The sequence below is a fragment of the Lentzea sp. NPDC020367 genome (assembly GCF_044387305.1).
GTDB lineage: Bacteria > Actinomycetota > Actinomycetes > Mycobacteriales > Pseudonocardiaceae > Lentzea.
The window spans coordinates 46,785-72,005 of sequence record NZ_JBIRVV010000015.1 but is presented as its reverse complement, the minus strand read 5'-3'; the positions used below and the strand labels follow the sequence as shown (position 1 = coordinate 72,005).

The following is a 25,221-nucleotide window of genomic DNA, read 5'->3' as shown; positions in this document are numbered from 1 at the left end:
GAGTAACCCCCTGGTTGAGCATGCCAGGGGGCTTGAACGCGTTGCAGTCATTCAGACGACTCGTTCTTGGTGGCTGCTTGCTGGTCCCGCATGTTGACGCGAAGCGCGGTGCTCAAGTCGCGAACGTCCTTCTTCAAAGCCGCGAGGACGGCGTCTTGGTCGTCGCCCATCAGCCCGGCGATGTCATAGACGATTTCAGCTTCGATCCACTCGCGTCGTGCGCTGAAGGATCCGCGAGTCAGTGCCGACGCCGCGTCAAAGATCTCCCACTTGTCGTTCGCGTCGTGTGGGCCTGTCGACTTCATACGTACTGCCGTGGCCTCGTCGAGCGGTACGTGCATCGTGTACCGAAGGTTGAGGGCCTGACGGAGAACTGTCGCGATGTTGCCTGGAAGCCTGAGCAGGATGGCCTTCGCCCTGGCGACGTCTCGGCCGACGGGCAGACCGCTGTTAGCAATGCACAGCTCAAGCAGTTCGGCCAGGAGCTCGGCTTTCTGCGACTTGAGCCGGTCCGTTCGTTCCTTCTCGTCGCGGCGGGTCTGCTTCCTCCAGCCGATGACAGCGATCGTGAGCGCCACCACGGAGGCGATCGTGGGACCCACCAGGGTCAGCAGGTTCATGGGCGGACAGTAAGGCGGTCCGGAGCCTCAGTGGTGAAGGCGCGCCTCAGCGGTCCCAGCACCCCAAAACGGTTTCGCGGTGGTTTCGCAGGTGGCGGCAAACAGGGGCAGATTCCCGCTGACGGTGGCTGACCAAAAAGATCAAGCCCTGACCGCGTTGCCGCTGGTCAGAGCTTGATTTCACCCGGCGAAAGGTGGTGCCCCAGGCAGGATTCGAACCTGCGACACACGGTTTAGGAAACCGATGCTCTATCCCCTGAGCTACTAGGGCTGGCGACAGCAGTCTAGCGGGGTGGTGCCACCGAGTTGACCAGCGCCCCCGGCTACCGCGCACGAGCGCCCTGCTCACGCACCGTGAGGAACCCTCGAGGCGGGCTGCGGCCGTTGGAGGGAAGTGAGGCAGGCCACCTTCTGCCGGGCACAAACGTCAGGTAGGGAGGGCGTGTGAGCAGACCCTGGCCCGACTTCCGTCCTGGCCCGCTTGGTGCCCTCAAGGCTTGGTGGCGCCGGACGGTGCCCAGAAGAGCTGACGACATCACCTTCGTGCCGCCGGCGAGCAGTCATCAGCAGGAGTTCGAGACGCCGTTGGCCAGTGCGGTGTACGGGCTGGACTTCCAGCTGAAGTTCACGGTGGTGTGGCGGCTTGATCTGGCGACGGGTCTTCGGCACAACTCGCCGCGGAGTGCTGCCATTCATCACGTTCTGCAGCGGGCCAAGGAGATCAGCGGTAAGGCGATGTTGATTCATCACGCTGCCCTGCAGGTGCAGTTGGGGGATGAGCTCGCCACCGAGCGGCAGGTGCCTGGGACGCACGTGTGGGCTCGGGCGGAGCAGGTGAAGGTCTCGGTCGGGGACGACGACCTGGAGATGGCCAAGAAGCACATCGAGTTGTTGCGGAACTCGACGTTCAAGCTGGCGGAGCGGGACGTTGAGCGCGCTGAGATTCGGTACCTGCGGGACGAGGTGTTGACGGACGTCGGCACGGCGACGATCTGGTGGTTGCAGCGCAACGGGTATCAGGTCGAGGCGGCGGTCAAGTTGGCTGATCACCTCGCCGAGCTCGTGAGGATCGCGCAGCGGGAGCCGGCCGGGCATTGGGCCGAGTCGTTGGTGAGCAGCGTTGAGCGGGCCATGCCTGAGCTCGAGGACGCGCACCGGCGGGACCTGAGGTTGCATCTGGTCAAGGCGTTGAGTGTTTATGGCGGGGAGCGGGTGGCTGCCGAGTTCGCTGATCAGATCGGGTTGCCTGCGGGCGAGCAGCACCGGAACGGACACGTCTAGGCTGACAGAGGTGTTGACCCAACTTCGCAGTGCTGCTGTTGTTGCCGGGTTGCAGGCGCTTGCCCGGCTCACGCCCTATGCCGAGGCGGAGCTGATCGGGCTCCGCAAGGTCGTCAAGCCTGGAGACGTCTGCATCGACGTCGGGGCCGCACTGGGGCTTTACACGGTCACTTTGTCGAGACTGGTCGGTCCACAAGGGACTGTGCACAGCGTCGAGCCGCTCGTGTTCGCGCACCCCGCCCTGTCGTACGTGCTCAGGCCGCGTGAAGGGGACAACATCAAGAGGCACTCGGTCGCCCTTGGCGCGGAGAAGCAGGGGCGCGAGGTCATGAGCGTTCCCGTGCGGCACGGGAGTCCTGTCACCGGGCGGTCGTTCCTCACGGTGGGGGCGAACGGGCTGGGGTCCAACGAGGAGTTCGACCAGCACCTGGACGTCCTGGTCAAGACGGACACGCTCGACCACTTCGTCGAGGAGCAGGGGATCACGAAGCTCGACTTCGTCAAGGCCGACGTGGAGGGGGCCGAGCTCAAGGTCCTCGAAGGGGCCGTGGAGACCATCGAACGGCTCAAGCCCGCGTTCCTGCTGGAGATCGAGGAACGGCACGTCGAGCGGTTCGGGTACCACGCGAAGGACGTCGCCGACTTCCTCGTCGAGCGCGGGTACCGGATGAGCACGTGGCACGGCGGTGAGTGGGTGCCGACGCACACCATCGGCGGCGAGATCAGGAACTACCTCTTCCGCGCCTAGGCTGACCGAGCGAACCTGAGGGATCGGTTGCACAGCCACGATCTGTCGTGCGTCTTGCGGGTATGCAGGACAACCTCGAGATCGCACGGTTGAGTCTCGGACTGCTCGTCGCGGTCACGGTGCCGGTCAGCATCGCCAGGCGGGGGCAGCGCCTCTGGGTGTGCATCGCGGCCAGCCTGGTGTACGCGGCCTATGTGGTCTTTCCCGTGCTGGACGGGACTGCCGCGGTCGCGTCCTGGCTCTGTTCCGGGGTGTCGACCGCGGTCCTCGGTGTGCTGGGCCGCCGGGTCGGGGAGAACCCGGTGGCCGTCCGCCCGCGCAGGACGTCACGCGAGGTCTGGAGCTGGTTCCGCCAGCAGTGGTGGCCGGTGACCGTGCTGGTGGCCTTGGTGGGAACGCTGCTCGTGGCGCTCGTCGGCAGCAGGGGCGCGAGAGCCTTCCAGCTCGTCACCGCGGCGTTGGAAGATCACAGCTGGTCCGTGGTGCTGTCCGGGATGATCGTGGCGGTCTTCGTCGGCGACGACGTGATTCGGCTGGTGTTGCGGCCGTTCGTGCGCCAGCTCAGGGAGCACGGGATTGATGTTGCCGCGCTTGCTCCCACGAGCGCGCACATCGGGTGGCTGGAACGGGCGCTGGTGTTCGTGTTGATCGCCGGCGGCCAGGCGGAGGCGGCGGCACTTGCATTTACGATCAAGGCGTTGTTCCGGATCAGCACTGATCGCAGCCGGGATTTCACCGAGTACTACCTGGTCGGCACCTTGACCAGCGTGGTGCTGGCGACGATCGTTGCGATCATCGTGCGGATCGGGGTCGGTCTGTCGCCGCTCTGAGGGTTGTGATGAACAAGTTCTGGGAGCACCCGTACTTCCGCGCGTTGCTCGCCGTCGGGTTGCCGGCCGAGGACTTCGCGGTCACCGGTAGCGCGGTGTTGTTCGCCCACGGCTTGATCGACGACCCCAGAGATCTCGACGTGCTCACGCGCGGGCCGGCCTGGGACCGTGTTCTGCTGCTGGGCGAACCCAAGCCGACGCCGTTGGCCGCCGGCGCCGAGGTCACGGTGGGGGACCTCCAGTTCCTGGACAGCTGGTTCCCCGGCTGGGACACCGACGCGTTGATCGACGAGGCGGATGTCCTGCACGGCGTGAGGTTCGTGCGACTCGAGGTCATCAGGGCCACCAAGGTGATGCTGGGACGGCCGCGGGACCTCGAGCACGTGGCGCTCATCGACGCGCACGTCGCGAAGACCCGGAAAAAGTAGAGGACGCCGACCCCTGGGGGTGGATCGGCGTCCTCATCTCGAAGGCCTACGAAACGTAGACCTCAAGTTCGTACAGGGAGTATCCGTACTGACCGGCCCGTTGGGTACCCGTCATCCGGAGGTATCTCGCGTCCTGTGGGGTGAACGCTACGACATCATCGCCGCCATCGCCAGCACTTGTGGAGAAAACGTTCCGCCAGTTGCTGCCGTCATTGGAAATCTCGATGCGGTAGCCCCTGGCGAAGGCCGATTCCCACCGCAACGCGGCGCGACCGATTCGTTGCACTGAGCCGAGGTCGACCTGGATCCATTGGTTGTCGTTCCAGTCGCTGGCCCAGCGGGTGGTCGGGTTGCCGTCCAGCGCGTTGGACGGTGGGAGCGTGTTCCAGCCCGTTTCGTGGGACGACGCGGTGGCGGTGCGGCCGGCGGCCAGGTTGGCGATGTTCTGGCCCCTGCGGGACGGGAACTGCACGACCTGCTGGTAGGTCGGGCGGTTCTGCCAGTGGATCTTGTCCTGGGTGATGCCGCCCATGGCGCGGTGGATGATCGTGTCCGCGCACCACTGGTCGCCCGCGGCGCAGTCCGCGTCACCCGGGTAGACCGCGGTGGCGGGCTTGGCGACGGCCTGAACCAGGGAACCGACCAGTGCCGTGCGGCAGCCGGACAGCGTGCCGCCGCCGCAGTACGTCTGGGGGAACGCGCCCTGGACCGGGTCGCCGAGGACCTTGCGCAGGTCCTTGTCCACGTAGCCCCACCAGCCGTACTGGAACGAGGAACCCTTGTGCGGCGCGGCACCGTGCGCGTCGGACGGAGCCTCGTCGACCTGCTGTGCGCCCACCAGGGCGTTGAAGAGGTCGTCGCCCAGCGACGGCTTGAACTCCGACTCGACCAGGAGCGGCCACCAGGCATCCAGAATTCGGATGGCTTCGGCGTGGTTGTAGGTCTTGCTGCCCTTCGCGGTCTCCTTGCGCAACGAGCCGGAGCGCTGCCAGTCCTTCAGCTTCTGCACGACAGGCGCCAAAGAAGCATCGACCGGAGCCGACTCCACCACCCGCAGCAGTTCGGGCAGCACCTGTTCGGCGCGCAGGTCGGCCACGGCCGCTTCGGCCATCGCGCGGGTCAGAGAGGCACGGGTGACCTTCTGGCCGGACGCGATCACAGCGCGCACGCGAACGTCGAGCAGGTCACCGCGGTGCACGGCGCTGTGGCCGAACCCGCCGAACGTGAAGTCCTTGGCCTGCTTGTTGTTCCAGGACACGTAGTAGTCCTGGTTGATCGAGTTCGGGTGTCCGGCGAACGGCATGTAGGCGGCCGTGTTCTCGTCGCCGTTCCAGTCCACCCACTCGTACTCGGCGCGGCCCCACGTCGGCAGGTTCGGATCCACAGTGGACCGGCGCACCGGGTTCAGGCCCGAGTTGAAGTACGCGGAGTCGCGGGAGTCGACGTAGAGCCAGTTGAACGCGTAGCCGATCTTGTTGGCCGCGCGCTGGAAGTCGGCCGCCGAACGGATGGCGCCAGGATCGTTGAGCTCCTGGAACCCGATGATCGAGTCGACCTCGTGCATGTACGTCGAACGCAACGTCGTGTACGCCACGACCTTGCCGCCGACGGTCGCACGGCTCGTCACCAGGCCGTACTTGGTCCGGTACATCACCAACGTGTATGAACCGGCGGGTGTGCCGTCGGCGACCGTGGGCTTCCAGGCGTTCTTGCGCTCCAGGCGTTCCAACGGCAGGCACGAGCCGTGGAACAGGTACGACGTAGAGGCCTTGGTGGCAGGAGAACCGTCCGCGTTGCACAGCTCAACGGCGTAGGTGTCGACGATGTCCTGCGCGGACGAGGTGGCGCTCCACGAGTAGTCCACACCGCGGCCGAGCTGCACGTACATCGAGACGCCCGCGAACGAGACGCCGCGCGAACGGATGCCGGGCCCGTTGAGCTCCTGCAACAGCAGCAACTGCGGCGCGAAGTAACCGGTCTGCGGTCCCCACACGGCGATCGGGTTCCCGCTGTCCGTGTGCGCACCGGAGACCGCGAGAGCGTTCGACATGCCGTGCTTCTTGTTCAGCAGGTCGGCAGGCAGCACGCCATCCTCGAAAATCCCACGTGCCTTCGCCACATCAGCGGCAGCGGGAACGGCGACGGAAGCACCCGTGCCGCCGACCTCGTCGTAGACCATCCGCTCCGGCGTGATGCTGCCGGAGTCGGGAAGCGCCAGGCCCTGGGGCGAAGCGGGCGAGGCCGAGTACGGGAACGACTGTCCGTCGTGGAGGGTCAGGACGGCCTCGGGGTCGTTCTGCGCCCGGAACGCCTTCCACACCTGCTCGCCGACGGCCGCGCCGTACTTGTTCTGCGCGGCCAGCTTCACCAGCGCCGACTGCACCTCGCCGCCACCGCCGGCACCGAACAGGCCGCCGACCACCGAGGCGATCGCGACCATGTCGGTCGACTTGAACGGCTGGATGTCGTTCCAGTTCGTGATCGCGTCGGCGTGCCCGGTCAGCACGTACTCACCGGGGAAGTTGCGAGCACCGACGGACTGCGTGATGTACGCGTTGATGCCGGACGTGTAGTCGTTGACGTCGGCCAACGCCTGACGCCCGCGCTCACCGCCGTTCGCAGCCGCGGACTCGATCTGCTTCTGCAGGTCCGCCTCGGTGTACGCGATCTGGTTGAAGAAGCTCTGCTCCAGCACGCGGTTGCCGGGCGCGCCACCGGCGAAACCGGTCAGCTGGCCGCGGCCGAGGTGGCGGAAGACGTCCATCAGCCACAGGCGGTCCTGGGCGGCCGCGAAACCGGCGCCGAACATCGTGCCGGACCGCGTGGTCCCGGTGATGTGCGGCATGCCGATCTTCTTGTCGCGGACGATCGTCACGTCCGCCCGCGGCTTCACGGTGCTCTCGACCTGGTCGGACGGCACGCCGAACGACGCGTCGTTGAAGAAGTCGGTCAGCTGGCTGTTCGTCAGGCCGCCGTAGCCGTTGACCAGGGCGTCGTACTTGCCGAGCTGGTCGGCCGAGTGCGCGGGCCTGGTGCCGAACGCCTTGTGGGTGAGGATCTCGGCCAGCGTCGCGTTGCCGTTGTTGCCCGGCGGCACGATGTCGTTGCACTGGCCGAGGCAGTAGTCGTCGGCGGCGAACGCGGCCGCGCGTGGCTCCTCGGCCTGTGCGGCGGACGGGACGATCAAAAGGGAGGCGGTGACGGTGGCGATCGCCAGCAGGGACGTCACCGGATTGGCTCTCCGCATCGCGCGAAGCTCCTCTCCGTGCAGGGCAGGGCTGTTGTGACGCACGTTACTTTCCAGTAAGGCTATTGCGAAAGACCTTCGCGTTTTCCGGAACCGCGCCAAGGGACCTGTATCGATCCCGAAACCCATTCAGGAAACATATGGGCAGAAACGAGACCAAACGAGACATCTGAATCGGATTACCGAGGCCGTATCCGTGTTTCTGGTACGTCATTCCACCCAGTGGGATTTTCAAGTTTCGTCACTCAGTGTTCCGAAGGCTCCCCCTAAACCCTGGTGGCATGCCTACGCAGCGAAGTCGGAGCGCTATTCCGGTAACTGTGAACGTTGCCGGTGATCTCGAAAATCCGTTACCACATGATGAGATAACTGAGAATTAACGTGGTCTTCGGCATGCGTACGCGAAGATCACGAACATGAGGGAGCACGGAACGCCAATGCGGGAGGCGTCGTGATCAAGGTTCTGCTGGCCGACGACGAGGACCTCGTCCGCTCCGGCCTTCGCATGATCCTGAGCAGCGTCGGGGACATCGAAGTTGTTGCTGAGGCCGATGACGGACACCTGGTAGCCGACCTGGCACGCCAGCATCGTCCGCACGTTGTACTGCTCGACATCCGGATGCGCACCTCGGACGGACTCGTGGCCCTGCGGAGGCTGCGGACCCTGCCGGACCCACCGAGGGTCTGCATCCTGACCACGTTCGACGTCGATGAATACGTTTCGGAAGCACTGCGCCTCGGCGCGGCCGGCTTCCTGCTCAAGGACACCGAACCGGAACAGCTCGTCAAAGCCGTGCGCGATCTCGCGCGCGGGGGAGCCGTTCTCGACCCCGGTGTCGCCGCCAGAGTTCTCGCGGCCGTGGCCGACGGCGAACGAATGGCGGAGCCTGCGCGCAGGCTGCTGCAAAGCCTGTCCGAACGCGAGCGCGAGGTGCTCGTGCTGATCGGCCAGGGCATGTCCAACGCGGAGATCGGCGGCACCCTGCACCTGTCGGAGGCGACGGTGAAGGGCTACGTCTCGTCCGTGCTCGGCAAGATCGGCGCGGTCAACCGCGTGCAGGCCGCACTGGTGGCCTACCGCGGCGGCCTGATCGCCTGAGCCCCTGAGTCCGGGACGTCAGTTCCCGGACACGATCTCGGGCACCTCTTCCACCGAGGGCTCGACCTCGACCCTGTTGCGGCCGTGTCGCTTGGCGCGGTACAGCGCCATGTCGGCGGCCGCGAACAGCTGGTCCAGCTTGGCCGGTCCCGCCGCGACACCGATGCTGACGGTGGGGCGGCGGACCGCGCCGAGCACCATCGTCCAGTCGTGCCCGTCCACGGCCGCGCGGATCCGCTCGGCCACGTTCGGGCCGACGTCCATGTTCGGCCCGGTGTCCCCGAGCAGCACCACGAACTCGTCGCCCGCCCAGCGCGCCACCAGGTCGTCCGACCGGCATTCCCGCCGCAGCAACGCCGCGATCTCCCGCAGCGCCGCGTCGCCCGTCGCGTGCCCGGCGTCGTCGTTGACGCTCTTGAACCAGTCGACGTCGACCAGCACCAGCCACGGCACCTTGCCGCGCGCCGCCGTCGACTCCAGCAACGCGGCGGCGGCACGTTCGAGCCCGAGCCGGTTCGCCAGGCCCGTCAACGGGTCGCGCGCCGCGGCCTCCTGCGCCGCCACCGCCAGCCGTTGTGCCTGAACGGCCACCCGGCGCTGCTCCAGCGCCTGGCCCAGACCTTCCTGCAACGTCTCCGTGGCCGTGCGGGAAGCCGCCATCGACCGCCGCAATGCCGCGGCCTCACCCTCCGCGTCACCCAGGGCGTGGCAGATGTCCGCCAGCTCCGTGGAGAACCGCAGCAGCAGTGACGTGTCGTTGATGCGTTCGGCGTTCGTCACCGCACGGGACGCGAGTGTGCGCGCCTCGTCGAAATCGTTCTGTTCGCGACGCACGACGGCGAGAACCCAGTTGCCGACCGAGATGCCCCACAGGTCGTCGGCGTCCAACGACAGCCGCAGGGTCTCCTCGCCCATCTCCTCGGCCTTGTCCAGCTGACCGACGCCGGCCAGGGACCGCCCGCACGCACCGAGCAGCGCGCGGTGGTGCAGCTCGTCCTTCACGATGCTGAGGCCCTCGTCGAGGTACGCCAGGGCTTCCTCGAAGATCGCCGGCGCGGCCGCGGGAGAACCCGAGCAGGCGCGGAAGTTCAGCGAACCGCCGAGGCGCTGCAGGCACTGGGCCAGCACGTCGGTGTTGCCGGCCCGCCGCGCCACCTGAACGGACAGCCGCAGCATGTCCAGCGCCGCGCGCCGGTTGCCGATGCCCTCCATCAGATAACCGAGGGAGCCCATCGTGTGGGCCACGGCCGGGCTGTCGGAACGGTCGATGTCGAGGTCGGTCCATCCCTCGGCGGCCAGTTCCAGGGCCAGCGGTATGCGGCCGAGCCGCCACGCCATGACCGCCCGGTTCACCAGCACCGCTGAGCGCACCCAGCGGTCGGCTCCGGGGGACACCTTCGTGACGACCTCGTCGAAGAGGCTGTTCGCTTCCGGAACGCGGCCAGCGTTGTACAACGCGCGGACCTCAAGGTCCAACCGCGGAATCTGGCCCGCTACCAGCGGATCGCGCTGCTCCACTCGTTCATCGACTCCGTTCCGACTCGCCGAGCGGCCCGCACAGGCTACCGGGTCGGTCGCGCCCCGTACCGATCGTGGTGCAGGACGTCATCGAGGGGTAGTCGGTTGCGCCAACCGTGACGTTCCAGATCAGGCGTATCGGGCAGTGATCGAACCGGACCAACGCACAACCATGCGACCGGACGGACCCTTGTGGGGATGTCCAGCAGACGGCGCAGCACATCTTCCCGGTAGAAGCTCACCCAGCCCACACCGAGTCCCTCTTCCGTCGCGGCGAGCCACAGGTTCTGGATCGCCAGGCACACCGAGTACAAACCCGCGTCCGAGATCGCGTGCCTGCCCAGCACCGCCGGCGAGCCCCGGTCGGGGTCGTAGGTGACCACGATGCCGAGGGTCGACTCCATGACTCCTTCGACCTTGATACGAGCGAACGTCTCCGCCCGTTCATGATCCAGCTGAGCCGCGAAGACACTGCGTTCGGCCTGAACGTGATCCCGGAACGCCCGCCGAATCGATTCATCCCGCACCAGCACGAAGTCCCACGGCTGGGAAAGGCCCACGCTCGGGGCGGCGTGCGCGGCGGTCAGCACCCGTCGCAGCACGTCGGACGGGATTTCCTCGCCGGAGAACTCGGCGCGCGTGTCCCTGCGTCGGTGAACTGCCTCGTACAGGTTCATTCGTGCGATCGTGCCTCACTCGAAAGCACCAACTTCACGCTGGAGAGGTGGCGCTGATCTCACCTGAGGCGATACACCGATCGGATGCGAAGAATGAAAGGTGGTTACGGCTCCGCGCTCGGATTCGGCGGCGGAGTCGGCGTGGCCACGTTCACCGGTGCCTGGCCGTTGCTCGCCCTGATCCTGCTCGCGGCGGTCGTGGTGATCGTCTCGCTGCGGACGACGATCGTCGGAGCCGGCTTGGCGGCACTGCAGTGCTGGGGCCTCTACGCGACCTTCTTGGTGGGTGTTCGTGGCGATCTGACGGTCGACGAACACACGACCTGGGCGCTCGCGTTGCTGGTGCAACTCGCCGCGCTGGCCTTCCTGGCCAGCGCGGCGGTCCGGGTCATCGCCCTTGTGACGGGTACGGCAACAAGGCCATCTCCCGTGCGTTCTTGATGGCCGTGGCGACCTGACGCTGCTGTTGCGGCGTCAGTCCCGTCACCCGGCGGGACCGGATCTTGCCCCGGTCCGAGATGAACTTGCGCAGCAGCGTGACGTCCTTCCAGTCGACGACCGTCACGCCTTCCTTCGCGAGCAGGTTGACCCTGCGCTTGAGCGGTTTCCTCTCGCGCATCACCAGCTCGCCTTCGAGACGCCGGGCAGCTCACCGCGGTGGGCCATCTCCCGCAGCCGGACGCGGGACAGGCCGAACTTCCGGTTGTAGGCGCGCGGCCGTCCGTCCACGACGTCGCGGTTGCGCAGCCGGGTCGGCGACGCGTCCCGCGGCAGCTTCTGCAGGCCCCGCAACGCTTCCGCGCGCGTCTCCGGGTGCCGCAGCATCTCCTTGAGCTCCTGGCGCCGTTCCGCGTACCGGGCAACGACCTCGCGGCGGCGCTGGTCCGCGGCGATCTTCGACTTCTTCGCCACCGTCAGCGCTCCTCTTTGAAGTCGACGTGCCTGCGCGCCACCGGGTCGTACTTGCGCAGCACCAGCCGGTCCGGGTCGTTGCGGCGGTTCTTGCGGGTCACGTACGTGTACCCGGTTCCGGCGGTCGACCTCATCTTGATGATCGGCCGGACGTCCGTGCTCTTGGCCATCAGACCTTCACCCCCTGCGCGCGGAGGCGGGCCACCACGGCCTCGACGCCGAGCTTGTCGACGGTCTTGATGCCCTTCGCGGACAGCGTGAGCGTCACGAACCTGTTCAGCGACGGCACCCAGTACCGCTTCTGCTGGATGTTCGGGTTCCACCGGCGCCGCGTCTTGCGTTGCGAGTGCGAGACGCGGTTGCCGAAGCCCGGCTCACGGCCGGTCAGCTGGCAGCGCACGAGTACCTCCAGATTGAAACGACTTTCGTTTTCATCTACGGTACCTCACATGGAAACCGTTGTCGTTATGGTGGCGGGGCTGGTCGACCACGACGTCGCCGTGCGGGTGTGGCGCGACCGGCCCGGTTCGGTGCTCGTGCGGCACGTAGCTGCGGAAACGTGCGTGCGGCGGTGGGTCGACGGCATCGCGACCGACGTCGAACTGCTGCACGGCTGCGTGTCCTGCACCGTGCGGGAGGACCTGCGGGAGCTGCTCTCAGGTCTGGAAGGCCACACGGTCGTGCTGCACCTGGACCCGCTGCTCGAACCGGACGCGGTGCGCCGCAACCTCGGCGTCGACGTCGAGTGCGTGATCACCGTCCTCGACGCGGCGACCTGGCTGGACGACGCGCTGGGCGACGCCTCGATGGTCAGCGACCGACGCACGGTGGCGCAGGTCGTCGTCGCGCAGGCCGAGGCCGCGGATGTGCTGGTGCTGCAGGGAGACGCGGACGAACGCACGCTCGCCGTGCTCGACCGGCTGGCTCCCGGCGCACACCGCTGCACGCCCGAGACGGTGGTCGTGCGCAAGAGCCCGCGGCCACGACTGATGCCCCTGACGCCTGAATGCGGTGTCTCGACAGCGGTTTTCACGGCCGACCGGCCGTTCCACCCGGCACGCCTGAACGAGGCGCTCGACTCGTTGCTCGACGGAACGGTCGTGCGCTCGCGCGGCCGGCTGTGGGTCGCGGACGAGCCGGACGTCGCACTGCACCTGGAATCCGCGGGCTGCGGGATGCACGTCGGCGAGGGCGGGCCGCGCGGGGGCAGGACCACCCAGATCGTGGCGATCACCTTGGGAGAGCCCGACTCCATCACCGCCGCGTTCGCCGAGGCGCTGCTGACCGACGACGAACTGTCCTTCGTGGACTCGATCCGAAAGTTGGATGTATGAAGCCAGGAATCCACCCCGACTACCACCCGGTCGTCTTCCAGGACGCGTCCACCGGCAAGACGTTCCTGACCCGGTCGACCGCGACGTCAAGCCGGAGCATCGAGTGGGAGGACGGCAACAGCTACCCGCTGCTCGTCGTCGACATCACCGCCGACTCGCACCCGTTCTGGACGGGCACGCAACGACTGGTCGACACCGCGGGCCGGGTCGAGAAGTTCAACCGCCGCTACGGAAAGCGAGAGCGCTGATGGCCGTTCCCAAGCGCAAGACCTCACGGTCCAACGCGCGCCACCGCCGGTCGCAGTGGAAGGCCACCGCGCCGGACCTGGTGCGCGTGCGGACGTTGGACGGCAAGGAACTCCTCGTTCCCCGCCGTCTCGTTGCCGCCTACAAGCGCGGGCTGCTCTAGACGGGCTGCTGGACCGTTCCGTCCGGTGAGTCGCGCCACTGGTCGAAGGGACGGTCCAGCCTCCAGCCGGTGCCGTCGTGGTCGAGCACGCGGTTCTCGCAGGTGTCCGGATTGGACAGTGACTCGAACAGGTCGATGCTCCAGTCGAAGAACCTGCGGCACAGCAACCTGATCGTCAGTCCGTGCGACACGACCAGCACGGTCTTCGGGTGGTTCTCGTCCTTGTGCATCCGCACGGTCAGGCCGTCGAGGAACGCCGCCACCCGGTCGTCCACGTCGGCGCCGGACTCCCCGTTGGGCAACCGGAAGAAGAAGTGCCCGAACGCGTGCCGCTGGTGCTTGAGCACCTCCTGCTGCACCGGGTCCTGCAGGTTGCCCCAGTCCTGCTCGCGCACCCTCGGCTCGGTGACGACCCGCTCGGCGTCGAGGCCCAGCAGCTCGAACGTCCGCTTCGTCCTCTTGTACGGCGAGACGTAGGCCGCGACCTGGTCGTCGCCGATCAGGTTCTTGATCGTCGGACCGGCGGCGCGTGCCTGGTCCTCGCCGGTCGCGGTGAGCGGGAGGGCGTGGTCGGGGATGCGGCAGTAGGCGAGCTCGTCGACGTTGCCGAGGCTCTGGCCGTGGCGCAGCAGGATGATCCGCACCTCACCATCGTGCCTCAGCTCCGCGGGTGCTCCGGGCGTTACAGTGCTCGGCGAGTCGAGGAGGATGGTGTCACATGATCAAGTACATCGCGCTGTACAAGAAGCCCGCCGACCCCGAGGGCTTCGACGAGAAGTACTTCGAGTCGCACCTGCCGATCGTGAACTCGGTTCCCGGCATCGTGCGCGCGGAGGTCGCCAAGGTGCAGCGGGTGGTGTTCGCGGGTTTCCTCGGTGAGACCGAGCTGCACCTGATCGCGGAGATGTACTTCGAGTCGGAGGAGTCGTTCAAGGCCGCCCTCCAGACGCCGGAGTGGGCCACGTCCGGCGCGAACCTCGCCGAGATCGGCGGGATGGAGCTGGTCGCGATGTTCAGCGCCGAGGTCGTGTCGTGAAGGCCGTCGTCATCGGCGGCGGCACGATGGGCGCCGGCATCGTGCACCTCCTGCTCGCGGGCGGGCACGAGGTCACGCTGTCGGAGGCCGACGCCGCACGCGCCGAGCAGGGCAGGCTCGCCGTCCGGCGTTCCCTGGACAAGGCGCAGGAGAAGGGCAAGCTCGCCGACGCGGAGGCGGTGTTCGCGCACCTGAGCACGGGTGAGCCGCCCGCGGACGCCGAGCTGGTCGTCGAGGCCGTGCCGGAGAACGTGCCGCTCAAGCAGAAGGTCCTGGGACTCGCGGCCGAGAAGTGCCCGAACGCGGTCCTGGCCTCCAACACGTCCTCCCTGTCGATCTCCGCGATCGCCGCCGGGCTGCCAGGCGAACGCGTGCTGGGCATGCACTTCTTCAACCCCGTCCCGGTGCAGCAGCTCGTCGAGCTGGTGCACCACGAGGGCGTCGACCCGGCGAACGTGGCCAAGGCGCGAACCTGGGCCGAACAAATGGGAAAGACCGTCATCGAAGTGCGTGATTCTCCCGGCTTCGCGACGTCTCGACTGGGCGTCGCCGTGGGCATGGAGGCGATTCGCATGCTGGAGGAGGGCGTCGCCTCCGCGGCGGACATCGACACCGGCATGAAGCTCGGTTACCGCTGGCCGATGGGTCCGCTGGAGCTCACCGACCTGGTCGGGCTCGACGTCCGGCTGGCGATCGCCGAGCACCTCGCGGCCGAGCTGGGGCCGCGGTTCGAGCCGCCGAAGTTGTTACGAGACAAAGTCGCCGGTGGCGAGCTGGGGAAGAAGACGGGACAGGGCTTCTTTTCCTGGTAAATAGTTGTCCGTGCACATCCGTGAGTACACCGAAGACGACCGCGACGCCGTGTTCCGGCTCCGCCGGATCGCGTTCAACGGGACCGATCCGGCCGGACCGTTGCTGAAACCGGGTACGCACGGACTGGTCGCCGAGATCGACGGCCGGGTCGCGGGTGCGCTCGACATCGGCTCCTACGCGCAGTTCTACGGTGGCGCCCCGGTTCCCATGGGCGGGATCGGCGGCGTCGCCGTCGACGGGGCCTATCGCGGCCGGGGCGCGGCGAACGCGTTGCTCGACGCCGCGCTGGTCGCCATGCGGGAGCAGGGCCAGCCGATCTCGGCGCTCTACCCGACCGTGCCGGCCCTGTACCGGGGCCGCGGCTGGGAACGCGCCGGGGTCTTCGAGTGGGTCGAGCTGCCGATGGACAGGTTGCTCTCGGTTCCCAGACCCGCCGAGCGGCTGGCGTCGCGCCCGGTTGATGGGAGCGATCTCACCGCGCTGCACGAGTGCTACCTCGAGGTGGCGCGGACGATCGACGGCATGGCCGACCGCCGTCCGCCGAGGATCGTGCCCGACAAGGTGCTCGAACTGGACCTGGCGAGCGTGCTGCCCGGCCCGGACGGCCTGCGGGGGTACCTGACCGCGAAACGCGAGCCCGGCGACGGCATGGGCCGGCTCAAGGTCCTCGACCTCATCGGCGTCGACGTCGAGGCCCAGCTGAACCTGCTCGCCTCGCTGGCGTCCTGGGCCGGCACGCTGGAGACGATCGACCTGCGGATCACCGACCCGGCGACGGTCAACTTCCTGGGCGCCACCCCGTTCCGCCACCCGGTGCTGACCTCGACGTGGATGCAACGCGTCGTCGACCTGCCCGCCGCCGTGGCCGCCCGCGGCTGGCCGCGCCTGGCCGATGTCGTGGTGGACCTGGAGATCATCGACGAGCACGCGCCGTGGCACGCCGGTCTGCACCGCATCGTCGTGGAGAACGGATCGGTGCGCGTCGAACCCGGCGGCACCGGCGCGGTGCGGTTGCACGCGCGGGCGCTCGGTCCGTGGTTCTCCGGCGCGCAGAACACGCATGCGTTGCGGCGCGGGGGTTTGCTGGAGGGCGACCCGGACGGCGCGGCCGTGCTGGACCAGCTCACCGGTTCGTCCGGCACACCCCGGCTCGCGGACTTCTTCTGATGGCGGACGTCTACCACGAGGTCATGCGCGCGATCTGGGACCACAACCTCCACTTCGGTCTCTGGACGTCCGAAGAGGACGACTCGCCCAACCGCATCGCCGCCGAGCGGATGACGGCGCTGCACATCGACCGGCTCGGTGCCCGGCACGGCTGGCGCGTGCTGGACCTGGGCCGCCGCGTCGGGACGTCCGCGTTCCGGCTGGCCGAGGCCTCGCACGCCGACATCGTCTCGGTCTCACCGTGCGCCGAGCACGTCGCGCGGGCCAACACGCGGGCAGAGGCCCTGTTCGTGGACGAGCAGGTCCGGTTCGTGCACGCGGATCCGCACGCGATGCCGTTCCCCGACGACACGTTCGACGCGGCGTGGGCCGTGGAGACGTTGCCGCACCTGGGGGACAGGGTCGGCGTGCTGCGGGAGCTCACCCGCGTCGTCCGGCGGTCGGGCGTCGTGGTGGTGTCCGACTTCGTGCAGCGCAGGCCGGTCGCACCGGGTGTGCTGGACGATCTCCAGCCGATCCTGAGCCAGTACGACATCGACGAGCTGCCCACCTTCGCCGGCTACCCGAAGTTGTTGGCGGCGGCCGGTTTGCAGGTCGTGGAGCTGCTGGATCTGAGCACCGAGACGCGCAAGACCGTGCCGCGGATGCAGGTCGGCGCGCGGAAGCACTACGACGCCCTCGTCGCGGCGCACGGGGAAGAGGCCCGGCAGTACCTCGACCAGATCCTGTCGCCGCTGGCCATCCAGCCGTCACTGGGCTATTTGCTCGCGGTTGCACACGTGTGAATTCGTCCGGGCGGCCTCGTCGAGTAAGAATGAACGCGTGGCGGGGGACCAGGACGAGGTCAGGCATGCCTACGGCGACAACATGGGTTGGCGCCTGAAGGGCTATGAGAAGCGGCGCAGCGGGGCACCGGTCAGCGTGCGCGAGCTCTCCCGCGCCCAGTTCCTGGCGATCAGGCCGTTCTTCGAGGCCGAGGACAACCCGTGGCTCGTGGACATGCACGAGGTGGTCCCGGAGATCCGGCCGCGCGTCGAGCAGGTGCTCGGCCCGCTGAGCCCCGACGAGGACTACTACGTCACCGGGCATCCGCTGGACTGGGACAAGGACCCGGTGCAGGTCGCGCGGGACTTCCTCGACATCCGGTTTCCCCTGGCCACGGCCGCTTTCCTGGGCGGCAGCGTGGCGGCGGGGAACTACACCGCCAACTCCGACCTGGACATGGTCGTGATCGTCGACGACCTGCCCGGCGCGTTCCGGGAGACGTCGCGGCACCGCGGCTGGCCGGTCGAGCTGTTCTGCCACACGATCGAGTCGTTCCAGGACTTCGTGGCCCGCGACACCGAGGGCCGGCGGCCTCCGTTGCTGCACATGTGCGCCGAGGGTTTTCTGATGATCGACGCCGACGGCACCGGTCAGCGCATGCGGGCCGAGGCGCGCGTGCTGCTGGACGCCGGCCCGCCACTCGCGACCGTCACCGAGCTGGAAGACCGCCGCTACGGCACCACGGACCTGCTCGAAGACCTCCTCGGCGCACGGGACGAGGACGAACTGCTGTTCGTCGCGGCACGGCTGCTGACCTGCGCGGGCGAGCTGGCGCTGGTCGTGCAGAACCGGTGGCTCGGGCACGGGAAGTGGCTGATGCGCCGGTTGCGCGAGGCCAAGGAGGACGAGCTCGTGGACTCCTACCGGGCGCTGGTGCGAGGCCAGGGCGCCGAGCGGTTCATCGCCGTCGTGGAGGCCGTGCTGGAGTCCGCGGGAGGCCGGCTGGACGCCGGTTACCGCCGGGCAGCGCCGCCTCGATAACCCACTATTCTCTCCGTTCGTGCTGCTCATCGTCCTGGAGCTGATCGGTATCGCGGTCTTCGCCGCCTCCGGTGCCGTGGCCGCGGTCCGCGCACGCCTCGACGTGTTCGGCGTGATCATCCTGGCGCTCACCACGGCGCTGGGCGGCGGCATCATCCGCGACGTGCTGCTCGGCGTGCACCCGCCGACGAGCCTGCGGAACTGGCCGTACCTGCTGGTCGCGGGCGGCACGGGCCTGATCGTCTTCTGGTTCCACCCGCAGGTCGCGAAGCTCCGCCGCAGCGTGTTGCTGCTGGACGCCGTGGGTCTCGGCCTGTTCGTCACGTCCGGCACGTCGACCGCGTTGTCACTCGGTGCGACGCCGTACGCGGCGTGCCTCATCGGCATGACGGCCGGCATCGGCGGTGGCGCGCTCCGCGATCTGCTCCTCCGTGAGATTCCTCTGGTCCTGAGGAGAGAGATCTACGCCGTGGCCGCGCTGTCCGGTGCGGTCGTCGTCGCGGTGGGCGAATGGGCCGGTTTGCCGAAAGGCCTGGTCGCGCTGACTGGTGCGTCAATAATCATCACCATCAGGCTGATTGCGCTCTGGCGGAAGTGGAACGCACCTGTCGCGAGAGGCCTTGAGGGCTAACGCCGAACTCACACCTGCAGTTAGGGCCCTTCTCAGGCGGCTCTCAGATCCCTCGGCAAGACTGCCCCCATGCGCATCCTCGTTGTCGATGACGACCGGGCGGTCAGGGAGTCACTCCGCCGCTCGCTCCAGTTCAACGGCTACCAGGTCGAGACTGCCGGAGACGGCATGCAGGCCCTGGAGTCGGTGACCGCCGCCAGGCCGGACGCGATGGTGCTCGACGTGATGATGCCGCGCCTCGACGGCCTCGAGGTGTGCCGCAGGCTGCGCAGCACCGGCGACGACCTGCCGATCCTCGTGCTGACAGCGCGTGACGCCGTGAGCGACCGGGTGTCCGGGTTGGACGCCGGCGCCGACGACTACCTGCCCAAGCCGTTCGCGCTGGAGGAGTTGCTGGCCCGGTTGCGCGCGCTGCTGCGCCGCGCCGCCCACGACGACGACGCGGCCCAGAAGTCCGCCGCCGCCCTGAAGTTCTCCGACCTGGAGCTGGACCCGTCGACCCGCGACGTCCGTCGCGGCGAGCGTCCGATCAGCCTCACCCGCACCGAGTTCGCGCTGCTCGAGCTCCTGCTGGCGCACCCGCGCCAGGTGCTCACCCGCAGCCGCATCCTGGAGGACGTGTGGGGATACGACTTCCCGACCTCGGGCAACGCTCTCGAGGTCTACGTGGGGTATCTGCGCCGCAAGACGGAGCTGGAGGGCGAGCCGAGGCTGATCCACACGGTGCGTGGGGTGGGCTACGTCCTGCGGGAGACCCCTCCGTGATCCTGGAACCACAGGGCCGGCTGCAGAAGGCCTCGTTGCGGGCCCGGGTCACCTGGCTCGCCGCGTTCTGCGTCGCCGGGGCCGTCGCGCTGGTGTCGTTCGGCGCGTACATGATCGTCCGCAAGAGCACCTACGACGCTCTGGACGAGAGTCTGCGCACGCGAGCGGTGGCCGTGGCGGCCGGCGAGAAGATCAACGGCTCGGACTTCGTCGGCAAGTACCCGGCGGCGTTCCTCGCGGCCGGCGACGTGAAGATGGCGGTGCTGCTGGCCGACAGCGGGCAGCTGCTCTTCCCGCAGGACTCCGACCGGCCGCCGACGGTCGCGGAGGCCTGGGACGTGGCGCAGGGCGAGCGGGACGAGTTCATCTGGACCGACCACAAGACCGAGTCGCGGGTCATCGCCGTCAAGTACCAGCCCGGCCAGGCGATCATCATCGCCCAGTCGATGTCGCCCCAGCGCACGACGCTGGCCAAGCTCAGCGTCGTGCTGCTGCTGATCGGCGGTGCCGGCGTGCTGCTCGCGGCCATCGCGGGCACGGCCGTGGCGCGCACGGGTCTACGGCCGGTGCAACGGCTGACGGAGGCCACGGAACGTGTCGCGAACACGGGTGACCTGACACCGATCCCGGTGGCGGGCGACGACGAACTGGCGCGGTTGACGCACAGCTTCAACGCGATGCTCGGCGCCGTCGCCGAGTCGCAGGAACGACAACGCCGCCTGGTCGCCGACGCGGGCCACGAACTGCGCACGCCGTTGACGTCCATGCGCACCAACCTGGAGCTGTTGCTCGCATCAGAACGCCCGAATTCGCCCAACTTGTCCGAAGTGGACAAGCAGGAGATCCACTCGGACGTGCGCGCCCAGCTCGACGAACTGACCACGCTGATCGGTGACCTGGTCGAACTCGCCCGCGAGGACGCCCCGCAGGTCATCCACGAGCCCGTCGACCTGGTCGAAGTGGTGGAACGGTCGATGGACCGCGCACGCCGCCGCGCCTCGAACGTCACGTTCGACGTGCAGCTGCAACCGTGGACACTTCTGGGTGATTCCAGTGCTCTGGAGCGCGCGGTGCTGAACCTCCTCGACAACGCGGTGAAGTTCAGTCCCTCGGGTTCGGCGGTGCGGCTGAACCTCCGTCAGGTGGGCGACGGCAGCGCCGTGGTCGAGGTGGCGGACGCGGGCCCCGGCATCGCGGACGCCGATCTACCTCACGTTTTCGAGCGGTTCTACCGTTCGTCCGAGGCGCGGACCCTGCCGGGTTCCGGCCTGGGACTCGCCATCGTCAAGCAGGTGGCACAACGGCACGGCGGCACGGCCACGGCGGGCAGAGCCCCCGAGGGTGGAGCCCTGTTCACGTTGCGCCTACCCGGACGTCCGTAAGGTGGGGCGTGTGAGTCATCGCGTGAACGACGATTCTTCGTCGACCTGGGAGACGACCCCTCCCACTGGAGACGGCCCCGCTGAACCCACGTCGCGCTTCTCGACGTCCGGTTCGACCCCTAAGTCGTATGAGGACCGCTCGTCGCGTTCCTCCGCTTACGAGGACGACCCAGCGCCCAGGTTCTCCAAGAAGAAGACGAAGAAGAAGCAGCCGTTCTGGAAAGAGCTGCTGGTCATCTTCAGCGTGGCGCTGCTGCTGACCGTCGTCATCCAGACGTTCGTCGCGCGCGTGTTCGTCATCCCGTCGGCCTCGATGGAGACGACGCTGCACGGCTGCACGGGCTGCGTGAACGACAAGGTGCTGGTCGAGAAGATCACGTACCTGTTCCGCGACCCCCAGCCGGGCGACGTCATCGTCTTCCGCGGCCCGCCGAACTGGACCGGCGGCAAGGAGCCTCCGAACTTCGTGGTCGGCACCCTGCAGGACCTCGGCTCGATGGTGAACCTGTCCGAGCCCAGCGGCACGGACTTCATCAAGCGCGTCATCGCCGTCGGCGGCCAGACCGTCGAGTGCTGCGACGACCAGGGCCGGGTGATGGTCGACGGCAAGCCGCTGGACGAGCCGTACCTGAACTTCGGCGGCGGCCCGCGCCAGCAGGACTCGTTCGAGAAGGTCACCGTCCCCGCGGGCAAGCTGTGGGTGATGGGCGACAACCGCAACAACTCGTCGGACTCGCGCAAGCACGGCGACCCGACGCCGGCCGACGGCGCGATTCCGATCGACAACGTGGTGGGCAAGGCCCGCGTGATCGTGATTCCCGTTGGGCGGTGGGGGTCGATCTCGGACTTCAACCCGCAGACCGGCGGCAAGTAGTTCTTCGGGTCTTCGAAGCGCGTCCGAGCCACTGGCTCGGGCGCGCTTTTCGGTCCGCCGGCGACAACAGGTGGCCTTGCCGTGGCCTGGTTCGGGCGCCACCGGCTGGAGGACGTCCGCGAGCGCGGCACGTCGGTCCTGACTCCGTTGACTCGGAGAGGTTTGGGCCGAAGGCCGACAGCCAGAAAGCGCTACCGCCGTGATCGCAACCGGCGGCAAGTAGTTCTTCGAGCAACGTGAAAGGGGCGGCGACCAAGCGGTCGCCGCCCCTTTCACGTACCCGCGTTCTACCCCTTCGTCGAACCCAGCGTCAGTCCGCCCACGAACTGCCGCTGCAGCACGAAGAACACCACCAGCGTCGGCAGCGCGACCAGGAGAGAGCCCGCTGCGATCAGGTTGTTGTCGGTGAAGAACGTGCCCTTGAGGTTCTGCAAGGCCGACGTGACCGGCATCTTGTCGCCGTCCTGGATGAGCACCAACGCCCACAGGAAGTCGTTGTAGATCCAGGTGAACTCGAGCGTCGCCAACGCCGCCAGCACCGGCCGGCACAGCGGCAGGGTCAGCTGCCAGTACTGCCGGAAGACGGAGGCACCGTCGACGCGGGCGGCCTCGGTCAGCTCGTACGGGATGGTCTTCATGTAGTTCGACAGCACGAACGTGCAGAAGCCCATCTGGAACGCGATGTGGATCAGGATGACGCCGAGCGGTGAGTCGATCAGCGACTCGCTCTCCGACATCCACGCCGGCAGCTCGATCAGCCGGTACAGGCGCCACAGCGGCGTCACGATCACCTGCTGCGGCAACAGGTTGCCCGCGGTGAACAGCATCAGCAGCGCGATGTTGAACTTGAAGCTGAACCGCGACACCGCGAACGCCACCATCGAGCTCAGCAGCAACGTGATGAGCAGGGCGGGCACGGTGATCAGGAACGTGTTCCAGTAGAAGTGCGGCAGGTCGCCGATCTCCCACGCCTTCGCGAAGTTCTCGAACGTCAGCGACTTCGCGACGGAGAAGTAGCCGTTGACCGACGTGTCGTCGTAGGTCCGCAGCGACGCGTAGACCGCCCACAGCAGCGGCGCCAGCGTCATCAGGCACGTGAGGATCAGGAACACGTGCAGTGCGACGCGGGCCGGCGTGACCGGCCTGGTCTTCTTCGCCGGCACCGAAGGCCGTTCCAGCGTGGCCGTCACGTCCGGTTCTCCTTGCTGAACACCTGGTACAGGTACGGGATGATGACGCCGAGCGAGATCGTCAGCAGGATCACCGCGACGGCGGAACCACGGCCGATGCGCGAAGCCTCACCGATGATGTTGTCGGTCACCAGCACCGACAACAGCTCCAGGCCGTTGCGTCCCTTGTTGATGACGTACACGATGTCGAACGCGCGCAGCGCCTCGATCACCGTCACCACGGCGACCACGATGTTCACCGGCTTCATCACCGGGAAGGTGACGCGGAAGAACGTCTGCGCGGCCGAGGCGCCGTCGAGTGACGCGGCCTCCTTCAGCGCCGGGTCCACCGACTTCAGGCCCGCCAAGTAGAGCAGCATGATGTAACCGGTGTGCCGCCACGCCGCCGCGACCATCACCGCGTACAGGTTGATGTCCGAGTCACCGATCCAGTCGACCGGTTTGTCGAGGCCCAGCACCGAGTTCAGCAGACCGCCGTCCGGCGTGTAGATCAGCTGCCAGATGAACCCGACCAGCGCGAGCGACAGCACCATCGGCATGTACAGCGCGCTCTGGTAGATCCGGCTGAACTTCAGTTCGCGGTCGAGCAGCACGGCGAGCAGCAGGCCGGCCGCCGTCGGCACGATCAGCAGGAAGCCCAGCCAGATCAGGTTGTGCTGCACCGCCGGCCAGAACCGCGGGTACTCGGTGAAGATCTCGACGTAGTTCCCGACACCGATCCACTCGATGTCCTCGAAGCCGCCGATGCCGTTCCACCTGCTGAACGACAACGCGACCGAGCCCAGCGTCGGGATCCACACGAACAGCAGGTGCACGACCGTGGGGATGCCGAGCATGAGCGCCAGCACGAGCTTGTCCGTGCCGGCGAGGGCCGTGGCACGCTTTCCACGCCGACGAGGCGGCGGCCCGCTGGGGGCCACCGCCTTCGGCTTCTCCTGCAACGCGGTCACTTGAAGATGTTCTTCGCCTGATCAGCCATGCCCTTGAGCACGGAGTCGACGTCGTCGGGGTTCTTGATGAACGCGATGAGCCCGTTCGTCGCCGCCTCGCTCGCGAAGCCCGGGTCGGTGTCGCGGTCGAGGAACTGGGTGATGTGCTTGGCGTTCTTGATGGTGTCCGCCACCTTCTTCTGCAGCGGGCTGTACCCGGCCTGGTCCGCCTTCTGGTTGGTCGCGACCGCGGTCGGGTCGGCCTTCAGGTAGGCGAGCTGCGGCTCTGCGGAGGACAGGTACTCCATCAGCTTCAGCGCACCGTCCGAATTGGACGGCTTCTTCGCGAGCATGTAGCCGTCGATCGGCGCCTCGACCGTGTCGGTGCCGTGCGTCGGGTTGATCTCCGGGAACGGGAAGAAGTCGAGGTCTTCCTTGTCCGCGTCCGGGAACTGCTGGCCCACGAACGCGCCCAGCAGGTACATGCCGGACTTCTTCTGCTGCAACGTCTGGGCGGCTTCCTGCCACTCGCGGCCGAGCGCGTTCTCCTGGTGGAACGGCAGCAGCCGCTTCCAGGTGTCGAACACGTCCTTGACCCGCTTGTCCTGCCAGTCTTCCTTGCCCGCCAGCAGGTCCACGTGGAACTGGTAGCCGTTGGTGCGGAAGTTGAGCTGGTCGAACGTGCCCATGCCCGGCCAGCCCTGCTTCTGGGCGAAGGCGATCGGGATCAGGCCGTCGGCCTTCATCTTCGTGGCGAGCGCGACCAGTTCGTCGAGCGTCTTCGGGACCGCGTAGCCCTTCTCCTGCCACACGCTCTTCCGGTAGAACATGCCCCACGCGTACTGGGTGAACGGCACGAAGTACTGCTTGCCGTCCGTGCCCGTGGAGGCCTGCTTGAGCGCGTCGGAGTAGTTGCCGCCGATCTTGCCCCACAGGTCGGAGAGATCGCCGGTGAGACCCTGGTCGGCGAAGAACCGCATGCGGTAGCCGGCGAACCACGCGAGCACGTCGTCCGGCTTGCCCTGCAGGTAGTTGTTGATCTGCTCCTGGTACTGCTCGTGCTGCTTGGTGTTGATCGTGACGGACAGGCCGCCCGACTGGGCCTCGAAGGCCTTCACCGCGGCGGTGATCGCGTCCTTCGGCACCTGGTCGGACAGGTTGTTGCCGAACGTGACGACCTTCGAGTCACCGCCCGTGCTCGAACCACCGCCGCACGCCGACAGAAGACCACCGGTAGCGGCGACGCCCGCACCGGCCAGCATGACTCGCAGCATCGTTCGCCGACCGAAGTGCGGTAACGGAGTGGAACCAGGCGTGTGCAGAACCATCATCGCTCCTACAGGTGACACTCGCACGTGCGAACCGAACAGGACTCCAACAAAGTTGCGCATAATGTGGTCCCAGTCATACAGCATGTCAAGTCCCGTTACGGAGCTGTTAAACCCCTGCACAGCCGCGTTCCGGGACGTTGGTCGGCATTTCCCGGTACTTGTCCCGGTCGGCCGCCGAACAGACCCCAACGGGC

30 protein-coding genes and 1 tRNA gene are annotated in these 25,221 nt (G+C 67.5%); 18 read left to right on the top strand and 13 right to left on the bottom strand.

What is annotated here, in order from left to right; translation table 11 throughout:
* Positions 1-47: 47 nt before the first annotated feature.
* A complete protein-coding gene (locus ACH413_RS39965) occupies positions 48-620 on the bottom strand; it encodes a hypothetical protein (protein ID WP_360046916.1) in 573 nt (190 codons plus the stop codon).
* Between the two features lie 195 nt (positions 621-815).
* Positions 816-891 (bottom strand) — tRNA-Arg (locus ACH413_RS39960).
* 173 nt (positions 892-1,064) lie between these two features.
* Between ACH413_RS39960 and ACH413_RS39955 the strand changes: the two genes are divergently transcribed.
* The 4 genes from ACH413_RS39955 to ACH413_RS39940 are packed head-to-tail and all read left to right on the top strand — an operon-like array spanning position 1,065 to position 3,907.
* Positions 1,065-1,901, top strand: a complete 837-nt coding sequence (locus ACH413_RS39955) for a hypothetical protein (protein ID WP_360046917.1) — start codon at positions 1,065-1,067, stop codon at positions 1,899-1,901.
* Between the two features lie 10 nt (positions 1,902-1,911).
* Positions 1,912-2,649, top strand: coding sequence for an FkbM family methyltransferase (locus tag ACH413_RS39950; protein WP_360046918.1), 738 nt, complete (start codon positions 1,912-1,914; stop codon positions 2,647-2,649).
* 47 nt (positions 2,650-2,696) lie between these two features.
* Positions 2,697-3,479 carry a hypothetical protein gene (locus ACH413_RS39945; RefSeq protein ID WP_360046919.1) on the top strand — a complete coding sequence of 261 codons (783 nt, stop codon included), beginning with the start codon at positions 2,697-2,699 and terminating at the stop codon, positions 3,477-3,479.
* Between the two features lie 8 nt (positions 3,480-3,487).
* Positions 3,488-3,907, top strand: coding sequence for a hypothetical protein (locus tag ACH413_RS39940; RefSeq protein ID WP_360046920.1), 420 nt, complete (start codon positions 3,488-3,490; stop codon positions 3,905-3,907).
* 46 nt (positions 3,908-3,953) lie between these two features.
* Here the strand turns inward: ACH413_RS39940 and ACH413_RS39935 are convergent, their stop codons facing one another.
* Positions 3,954-7,154 (bottom strand): penicillin acylase family protein, encoded by a 3,201-nt coding sequence (locus ACH413_RS39935; protein WP_360046921.1) that lies wholly within the window; start codon positions 7,152-7,154, stop codon positions 3,954-3,956.
* Positions 7,155-7,605: 451 nt separating this feature from the next.
* Between ACH413_RS39935 and ACH413_RS39930 the strand changes: the two genes are divergently transcribed.
* Positions 7,606-8,253, top strand: a complete 648-nt coding sequence (locus tag ACH413_RS39930; protein ID WP_030481367.1) for a response regulator transcription factor — start codon at positions 7,606-7,608, stop codon at positions 8,251-8,253.
* An 18-nt stretch (positions 8,254-8,271) separates the two neighbouring features.
* Here ACH413_RS39930 and ACH413_RS39925 read toward each other — a convergent pair whose 3' ends face one another.
* Both ACH413_RS39925 and bluB read right to left on the bottom strand, forming a co-directional pair.
* Complete coding sequence (locus ACH413_RS39925; protein ID WP_360046922.1) at positions 8,272-9,729, bottom strand: diguanylate cyclase; 1,458 nt, start codon at positions 9,727-9,729, stop codon at positions 8,272-8,274.
* Positions 9,730-9,815: 86 nt separating this feature from the next.
* The gene (bluB, locus tag ACH413_RS39920) at positions 9,816-10,448 is read right to left on the bottom strand and encodes a 5,6-dimethylbenzimidazole synthase (protein WP_360046923.1); all 633 of its coding nucleotides are present in this window, start codon (positions 10,446-10,448) and stop codon (positions 9,816-9,818) included.
* An 84-nt stretch (positions 10,449-10,532) separates the two neighbouring features.
* On the opposite strand from bluB, the gene ACH413_RS39915 reads away from it, so the two are divergent.
* Positions 10,533-10,889: a hypothetical protein gene (locus ACH413_RS39915; RefSeq protein WP_360046924.1), complete on the top strand. Its 357-nt coding sequence runs from the start codon at positions 10,533-10,535 to the stop codon at positions 10,887-10,889.
* Here ACH413_RS39915 and rpsR read toward each other — a convergent pair.
* Genes rpsR through rpmB form a run of 4 tightly spaced genes read right to left on the bottom strand, consistent with a single transcriptional unit; the run spans position 10,837 to position 11,760 of the window.
* Complete coding sequence (gene rpsR / locus ACH413_RS39910) at positions 10,837-11,067, bottom strand: 30S ribosomal protein S18 (protein ID WP_360046925.1); 231 nt, start codon at positions 11,065-11,067, stop codon at positions 10,837-10,839. The two genes, ACH413_RS39915 and rpsR, sit on opposite strands and share 53 nt — an antisense overlap.
* A complete protein-coding gene (gene rpsN / locus ACH413_RS39905) occupies positions 11,067-11,360 on the bottom strand; it encodes a 30S ribosomal protein S14 (protein WP_360046926.1) in 294 nt (97 codons plus the stop codon). The genes rpsR and rpsN overlap by 1 nt, the downstream gene beginning before the upstream one ends.
* A 2-nt stretch (positions 11,361-11,362) precedes the next feature.
* Positions 11,363-11,530 (bottom strand): 50S ribosomal protein L33, encoded by a 168-nt coding sequence (rpmG, locus tag ACH413_RS39900; RefSeq protein ID WP_355562243.1) that lies wholly within the window; start codon positions 11,528-11,530, stop codon positions 11,363-11,365.
* Complete coding sequence (rpmB, locus tag ACH413_RS39895; RefSeq protein ID WP_360046927.1) at positions 11,530-11,760, bottom strand: 50S ribosomal protein L28; 231 nt, start codon at positions 11,758-11,760, stop codon at positions 11,530-11,532. The genes rpmG and rpmB overlap by 1 nt, the downstream gene beginning before the upstream one ends.
* A gap of 49 nt (positions 11,761-11,809) precedes the next feature.
* Here rpmB and ACH413_RS39890 point away from each other — a divergent pair, with 49 nt between their 5' ends.
* From ACH413_RS39890 to rpmF, 3 genes are read left to right on the top strand one after another with little or no spacing between them, the layout of a single operon-like run.
* Positions 11,810-12,694 carry a GTP-binding protein gene (locus ACH413_RS39890; protein ID WP_360046928.1) on the top strand — a complete coding sequence of 295 codons (885 nt, stop codon included), beginning with the start codon at positions 11,810-11,812 and terminating at the stop codon, positions 12,692-12,694.
* Positions 12,691-12,942 (top strand): type B 50S ribosomal protein L31, encoded by a 252-nt coding sequence (locus ACH413_RS39885; RefSeq protein WP_360046929.1) that lies wholly within the window; start codon positions 12,691-12,693, stop codon positions 12,940-12,942. The genes ACH413_RS39890 and ACH413_RS39885 overlap by 4 nt, the downstream gene beginning before the upstream one ends.
* Positions 12,942-13,103, top strand: a complete 162-nt coding sequence (gene rpmF / locus ACH413_RS39880) for a 50S ribosomal protein L32 (RefSeq protein ID WP_360046930.1) — start codon at positions 12,942-12,944, stop codon at positions 13,101-13,103. Before ACH413_RS39885 ends, rpmF begins: the two co-directional genes overlap by 1 nt.
* Here the strand turns inward: rpmF and ACH413_RS39875 are convergent.
* Positions 13,100-13,747, bottom strand: a complete 648-nt coding sequence (locus ACH413_RS39875; RefSeq protein WP_360046931.1) for a histidine phosphatase family protein — start codon at positions 13,745-13,747, stop codon at positions 13,100-13,102. The two genes, rpmF and ACH413_RS39875, sit on opposite strands and share 4 nt — an antisense overlap.
* Before the next feature lie 74 nt (positions 13,748-13,821).
* On the opposite strand from ACH413_RS39875, the gene ACH413_RS39870 reads away from it, so the two are divergent.
* From ACH413_RS39870 to lepB, 9 genes are all read left to right on the top strand, one after another.
* A complete protein-coding gene (locus tag ACH413_RS39870; RefSeq protein ID WP_093605358.1) occupies positions 13,822-14,139 on the top strand; it encodes an EthD family reductase in 318 nt (105 codons plus the stop codon).
* Complete coding sequence (locus tag ACH413_RS39865) at positions 14,136-14,951, top strand: 3-hydroxyacyl-CoA dehydrogenase family protein (protein ID WP_360046932.1); 816 nt, start codon at positions 14,136-14,138, stop codon at positions 14,949-14,951. The genes ACH413_RS39870 and ACH413_RS39865 overlap by 4 nt, the downstream gene beginning before the upstream one ends.
* Before the next feature lie 10 nt (positions 14,952-14,961).
* On the top strand, positions 14,962-16,119 hold the full coding sequence (eis, locus tag ACH413_RS39860; protein ID WP_360046933.1) for a GNAT family N-acetyltransferase: 1,158 nt from the start codon (positions 14,962-14,964) through the stop codon (positions 16,117-16,119).
* Positions 16,119-16,904 carry a class I SAM-dependent methyltransferase gene (locus ACH413_RS39855; protein ID WP_360046934.1) on the top strand — a complete coding sequence of 262 codons (786 nt, stop codon included), beginning with the start codon at positions 16,119-16,121 and terminating at the stop codon, positions 16,902-16,904. The genes eis and ACH413_RS39855 overlap by 1 nt, the downstream gene beginning before the upstream one ends.
* 37 nt (positions 16,905-16,941) lie before the next feature.
* Positions 16,942-17,925 carry a nucleotidyltransferase domain-containing protein gene (locus tag ACH413_RS39850; protein WP_360046935.1) on the top strand — a complete coding sequence of 328 codons (984 nt, stop codon included), beginning with the start codon at positions 16,942-16,944 and terminating at the stop codon, positions 17,923-17,925.
* 19 nt (positions 17,926-17,944) lie between these two features.
* A complete protein-coding gene (locus tag ACH413_RS39845; RefSeq protein ID WP_360046936.1) occupies positions 17,945-18,556 on the top strand; it encodes a trimeric intracellular cation channel family protein in 612 nt (203 codons plus the stop codon).
* A 69-nt stretch (positions 18,557-18,625) separates the two neighbouring features.
* The gene (locus ACH413_RS39840; RefSeq protein WP_090007381.1) at positions 18,626-19,321 is read left to right on the top strand and encodes a response regulator transcription factor; all 696 of its coding nucleotides are present in this window, start codon (positions 18,626-18,628) and stop codon (positions 19,319-19,321) included.
* Positions 19,318-20,703, top strand: a complete 1,386-nt coding sequence (locus ACH413_RS39835) for a sensor histidine kinase (RefSeq protein WP_396425654.1) — start codon at positions 19,318-19,320, stop codon at positions 20,701-20,703. Before ACH413_RS39840 ends, ACH413_RS39835 begins: the two co-directional genes overlap by 4 nt.
* A gap of 10 nt (positions 20,704-20,713) precedes the next feature.
* Positions 20,714-21,577, top strand: coding sequence for a signal peptidase I (gene lepB, locus ACH413_RS39830; protein WP_360046937.1), 864 nt, complete (start codon positions 20,714-20,716; stop codon positions 21,575-21,577).
* Positions 21,578-21,864: 287 nt separating this feature from the next.
* On the opposite strand, the gene ACH413_RS39825 is transcribed toward lepB, so the two are convergent.
* From ACH413_RS39825 to ACH413_RS39815, 3 genes are read right to left on the bottom strand one after another with little or no spacing between them, the layout of a single operon-like run.
* Positions 21,865-22,767 carry a carbohydrate ABC transporter permease gene (locus ACH413_RS39825; protein ID WP_360046938.1) on the bottom strand — a complete coding sequence of 301 codons (903 nt, stop codon included), beginning with the start codon at positions 22,765-22,767 and terminating at the stop codon, positions 21,865-21,867.
* Positions 22,764-23,717 (bottom strand): sugar ABC transporter permease, encoded by a 954-nt coding sequence (locus ACH413_RS39820; RefSeq protein WP_360046939.1) that lies wholly within the window; start codon positions 23,715-23,717, stop codon positions 22,764-22,766. Before ACH413_RS39820 ends, ACH413_RS39825 begins: the two co-directional genes overlap by 4 nt.
* Positions 23,714-24,958, bottom strand: coding sequence for an ABC transporter substrate-binding protein (locus tag ACH413_RS39815; RefSeq protein ID WP_360046940.1), 1,245 nt, complete (start codon positions 24,956-24,958; stop codon positions 23,714-23,716). Before ACH413_RS39815 ends, ACH413_RS39820 begins: the two co-directional genes overlap by 4 nt.
* Positions 24,959-25,221: the final 263 nt, after the last annotated feature.